Raw genomic sequence first — 4,018 nt, forward strand, 5'->3', positions numbered from 1 at the left:
CCGCGATAGGCGGGCAGCAGGACGGATTCGGCGCAATAGAAGATATCCCCCAAGGCCAGCCCCGTGCCGTCGAAGGCGCGCCCGAAGTCGTCGGCGTGATCCTCCATCGGGGTGCCCGTTGCGGCACCGACCAGCCTGTCGCCGTCGAAAGCGCCCACAAGGATCGCACCCGCGCTGTCGCGGTAGCTTTGCAGATAGCGGTGTTCGTAGTCGAACGTGCCTTCATAAAGGTAGGGAAAGGCGCGGAACACCGCCATGCGCAACCGCGCCACATCTTCCAGATGCCGTGTCAGATCGTCGCCGGTCAGAGCGCGGACCTCGATCATGAGACCTGACGCAGCCAGTCGGCAAGATTGTAATAGGTCGTCACGCGGGCGATCTTGCCGTCGCGCAGGGTCATGAAGGATGCCCCCGGCAGCCGGTAGGTCTGGCCGCGTGCCTCGGGCAGGCCATCATCCGTTTCCAGATAGGTGCCGTTGACCATGAATTCCGCCGCGCCGCGTGTGCCCTCTTCGGCCGAGAAGAGCACGATCTCGGTCAGCTTTTCGGCATAGCAGCGGTTCATATGGGCGCAGAAGGCTGCGAAAGCCTCTTTCCCGGTGCGGACCTGCCCTTCGTTGACATGGTGGGCCACGTCATCGGTCAGAAGGGCCAGCATCCGGTCCGTATCGCCTGCATTGAAGGCCGCGAAATAATCGCGCAGAACATCTGTTGCGTCAGTCATCCAAGTCTCCATTTCCTGGCCCCCATCGGGCAATCAACCGGTCCCTGATCTGGTCGCGCGTCTGTCGGTAGGACGCAAGACGTGCCTCGCGGCTTTCACCCAGACCGGTCGGGTCGAGGATCGGCCAGTAATCCACCGTCAGGTGATAATAGCGCGTCAGGTCAAGCGCGCGCCGCTGGCTGGCCGGTGACAGCGCCAGCACAAGATCGAATGACGACAGGTCGTCGCCCCAATCCTCCATCTCGTCGAAGCTGCGGCTGCGATGGCGCGACAGTTCCACCCCGATCTCGGCGCAGACGGCGATGGCGAAGCCGTCGATCTCGAGATCGTTCTTCACGCCGACCGACTGGATATAACATTGGGTGCCATAAAGCTTTTTCATGATCCCTTCGGCCATCGGCGAGCGGACCGCGTTGTGATCGCAGCAAAACAGCACCGATTGCGGCAGGTCGTGAAACGGTTTTCCCCCCTCCGCCACCCGTCACGCCCCGAAATGCAGCACGCAGATAAGGGTGAAGAGACGGCGGGCCGTGTCGGTGTCCACCTCGGCCTTGCCTTCAAGGCGTTCCTGCAACACGCGCGCGCCTTCGTTGTGGATGCCGCGACGGGCCATGTCGATGGTCTCGATCTGGCTGGGCGGCAGTTGCTTGACCGCGTCGAAATAGCTTTCGCAAATCTGGAAGTAATCCTTCACCACCTGCCGGAACGGGCCGAGCGACAGGTGGAATTCGCCCGCGGGACTGTCATCTTCCTGCCGGACGTCAAAGACCAGACGGCGTTCCTTGATGGCCAGCCCCAGCTTGTAGGGACCGCGCGGCACCTCGCGGTCGTCGCGGGCGGGCAGGGCGAAGCTGTTGTGCTCCAAGAGGTCGAACATGGCCACCTTGCGTTCCTGATCGATCTCGGGCGTGGGTGGCGGCAGGTTGCGGTCGTCAAGGTCGATGTGGATGATCTTGCTCATGCCCCCTCCCGGTTCAGTCGGTCGAGACGGGCACGCACGGACAGCCCATGCGCCTGCAGGCTTTCCGATTGTGCAAGGCGTTCCGCGGCAGGGCCGATGGCGGCCAGCGCCTCGGGCGTCATGCGTGACAGGGTGGTGCGTTTGATGAAATCCATGACCGATAGTCCACTTGAAAACCGTGCCGACCGCGCCGTGGGCAGCACATGGTTCGGCCCGCCGATGTAATCGCCAATCGCTTCCGGAGTCCAACCCCCGATGAAGATCGCCCCCGCATGGGTGATCTGCGCTGCCAAGCCTTCGGCATCCGCGGTGCAAAGTTCGAGGTGTTCGGGCGCGATCCGGTCCGACAGGGCGACAGCCTCGGCCATGTCGCGCACAGTGATCACCGCGCCGAAATCGCGCCAGCTTGCCCCTGCAATCGCGCGGCGTTCCAGTGTCTCAAGCCGCTTGTCCACGGCATCGGCCACGGCCTGCCCGAAAGCGGCATCATCGGTGATCAGGATCGACTGCGCGCTTTCGTCGTGTTCGGCCTGCGACAGCAGGTCAAGCGCGATCCAGTCGGGATCATTGTCGCGGTCCGCGATCACCAGAATCTCGGACGGTCCCGCGATCATGTCGATCCCGACCTTGCCGAAAACCCGCCGCTTGGCCGCCGCGACAAAGGCATTGCCGGGGCCGGTGATCTTGTCGACCGGTGCAATCGTCTCGGTCCCATAGGCAAGCGCCGCAATCGCCTGCGCCCCGCCGATCCGGTAGATTTCATCCACCCCCGCGATCTGTGCGGCCAGCAGGACAAGCGGGTTCGTCACCCCGTCAGGGGTCGGCACCACAATCGCCAGCCGCGCGACACCCGCCACCTTGGCCGGTATCGCGTTCATCAGCACCGACGACGGATAGGACGCCAGCCCCCCCGGCACATAAAGCCCCGCCGCCGAGACAGGACCCCACCGCCAGCCCAGTTGCGCGCCGGTCTCATCCGTCCACATGGCGTCATCCGGCATCTGGCGGGCGTGATAGGCGCGGATGCGTTCTGCCGCCAGTTCCAGTGCCGCGCGGTCCGCATCCGAGACCTTGGCGCATTCCGCCGCGATCTCTGCGTCCGAGAACCGCATGGTCGCGGGCGTCAGGTCCAGCCGGTCGAATTTCGAGGTGAGTGCGATCACCGCCGCATCGCCGCGCGCGCGCACATCCGCGATGATCCCCGCCACGATATGATCGACATCGGGGCTATCCTCGCGCTTGGCGCCCAGAAGGGCGGCGAAACGGGCCTCGAAATCGGGATCGGTGGTGGACAGAAACTGTGGCATCGCGGGTCACTCCTTGGTGGGGAGGGACATAGCGGGCAGGGGGGAGGTGGGCAATGGTTCAGGTTGGGGGGGCAGGTTGGGGGGGCAGGTGGGCGGGCGCAGGCGTGGCCCCGCCCCCAGAAGATGTCAAGAACACACGGATACGTGACCTGTGCGGACTGAAACTTCGAAGGCCGCGCTTGCGTGGTTGCTGGTATCGCTGCCGATCACCGGCGGCCTGTTCAGAAGGAAAGACCGATGAAACTGACAACCAGACTTGCAACCGCCGCAACCGCCATGATGCTGGCCACCGCAGCCCTTGCTGAAAACCCGATGGTCGGCGGCGCGCCGATGCTGGAGACCATGAACATCGTCGAGAACGCCGTGAATTCTGCCGATCACACCACGCTGGTTGCCGCCGTGCAGGCCGCAGGCCTTGTCGAGACGCTGCAGGGCCCCGGCCCCTTCACCGTCTTCGCCCCCGTCAATGATGCCTTCGCCGCCCTGCCTGCGGGCACGGTCGAGACCTTGTTGATGCCCGAAAACAAGGACATGCTGGTCAAGGTCCTGACCGCCCATGTGGTCGCCGGTAACTGGTCCGCAGCCGAGATCGCCCGCATGGCCAATGCGGCACCGGACGGCTTTTATCACTTCAACGCGGTCTCCGGTGACGCGCTGTCGGCGCAGGTCGTGGGCAACAGCCTGTTCATCTATGACGAAAGCGGCAATGCCGGGCGCGTGACCATCGCGGATGTGAACCAGTCCAACGGCGTGATCCATGTCGTCGATACGGTTCTGGTGCCACGCTAAGCGCCGGATCAGACCAACCCCGGGCCGCCCTTGGCGGGTGGCCCGGATACCCTCCCAATCAAGGACACAACCGATGAACCGCCGCACCGCCATGCTGACCACCGCCGCCGCCCTTGTCGCCCCGCCTGCCTTTGCGCAAGACTGCGGGTTCGAAATCTGCCGCACCGAGGCTGAATGGCGCGCACGTCTGACCGAGAACGCATATCTCGTCATGCGCGAGGAACAGACCGAGCGCGC

5 protein-coding genes and 1 pseudogene are annotated in these 4,018 nt (G+C 64.4%); 1 reads left to right on the forward strand and 5 read right to left on the reverse strand.

Annotated features, from left to right (window positions below):
• From V7N12_RS13795 to hisD, 5 genes and pseudogenes are all read right to left on the reverse strand, one after another.
• Positions 1 to 326 (reverse strand): annotated as a pseudogene (locus V7N12_RS13795) (GNAT family N-acetyltransferase); the annotation flags it as partial.
• The gene (locus V7N12_RS13800; protein WP_333715231.1) at positions 323 to 724 is read right to left on the reverse strand and encodes a ketosteroid isomerase-related protein; all 402 of its coding nucleotides are present in this window, start codon (positions 722 to 724) and stop codon (positions 323 to 325) included. The gene V7N12_RS13800 and the pseudogene V7N12_RS13795, both read right to left, overlap by 4 nt.
• Positions 717 to 1,202 (reverse strand): arsenate-mycothiol transferase ArsC, encoded by a 486-nt coding sequence (locus tag V7N12_RS13805; protein WP_333715232.1) that lies wholly within the window; start codon positions 1,200 to 1,202, stop codon positions 717 to 719. The genes V7N12_RS13800 and V7N12_RS13805 overlap by 8 nt, the downstream gene beginning before the upstream one ends.
• Positions 1,203 to 1,205: 3 nt before the next feature.
• Positions 1,206 to 1,685 carry a UPF0262 family protein gene (locus tag V7N12_RS13810; protein ID WP_333715234.1) on the reverse strand — a complete coding sequence of 160 codons (480 nt, stop codon included), beginning with the start codon at positions 1,683 to 1,685 and terminating at the stop codon, positions 1,206 to 1,208.
• Positions 1,682 to 2,992: a histidinol dehydrogenase gene (gene hisD, locus V7N12_RS13815; RefSeq protein WP_333715235.1), complete on the reverse strand. Its 1,311-nt coding sequence runs from the start codon at positions 2,990 to 2,992 to the stop codon at positions 1,682 to 1,684. The genes V7N12_RS13810 and hisD overlap by 4 nt, the downstream gene beginning before the upstream one ends.
• Positions 2,993 to 3,229: 237 nt before the next feature.
• Between hisD and V7N12_RS13820 the strand changes: the two genes are divergently transcribed.
• Positions 3,230 to 3,781, forward strand: a complete 552-nt coding sequence (locus V7N12_RS13820; RefSeq protein ID WP_333715236.1) for a fasciclin domain-containing protein — start codon at positions 3,230 to 3,232, stop codon at positions 3,779 to 3,781.
• Positions 3,782 to 4,018: the final 237 nt, after the last annotated feature.

Origin of the sequence: Yoonia sp., from assembly GCF_036770585.1 — a bacterium.
Classification (GTDB): domain Bacteria; phylum Pseudomonadota; class Alphaproteobacteria; order Rhodobacterales; family Rhodobacteraceae; genus Yoonia.

Excerpts from the sequence above, each read along its gene's own strand:
- V7N12_RS13800 (WP_333715231.1), bottom strand. The coding sequence starts at position 724 with ATGACTGACGCAACAGATGTTCTGCGCGATTATTTCGCGGCCTTCAAT.
- V7N12_RS13810 (WP_333715234.1), bottom strand. The coding sequence starts at position 1,685 with ATGAGCAAGATCATCCACATCGACCTTGACGACCGCAACCTGCCGCCA.
- hisD (WP_333715235.1), bottom strand. The coding sequence starts at position 2,992 with ATGCCACAGTTTCTGTCCACCACCGATCCCGATTTCGAGGCCCGTTTC.
- V7N12_RS13820 (WP_333715236.1), top strand. The coding sequence starts at position 3,230 with ATGAAACTGACAACCAGACTTGCAACCGCCGCAACCGCCATGATGCTG.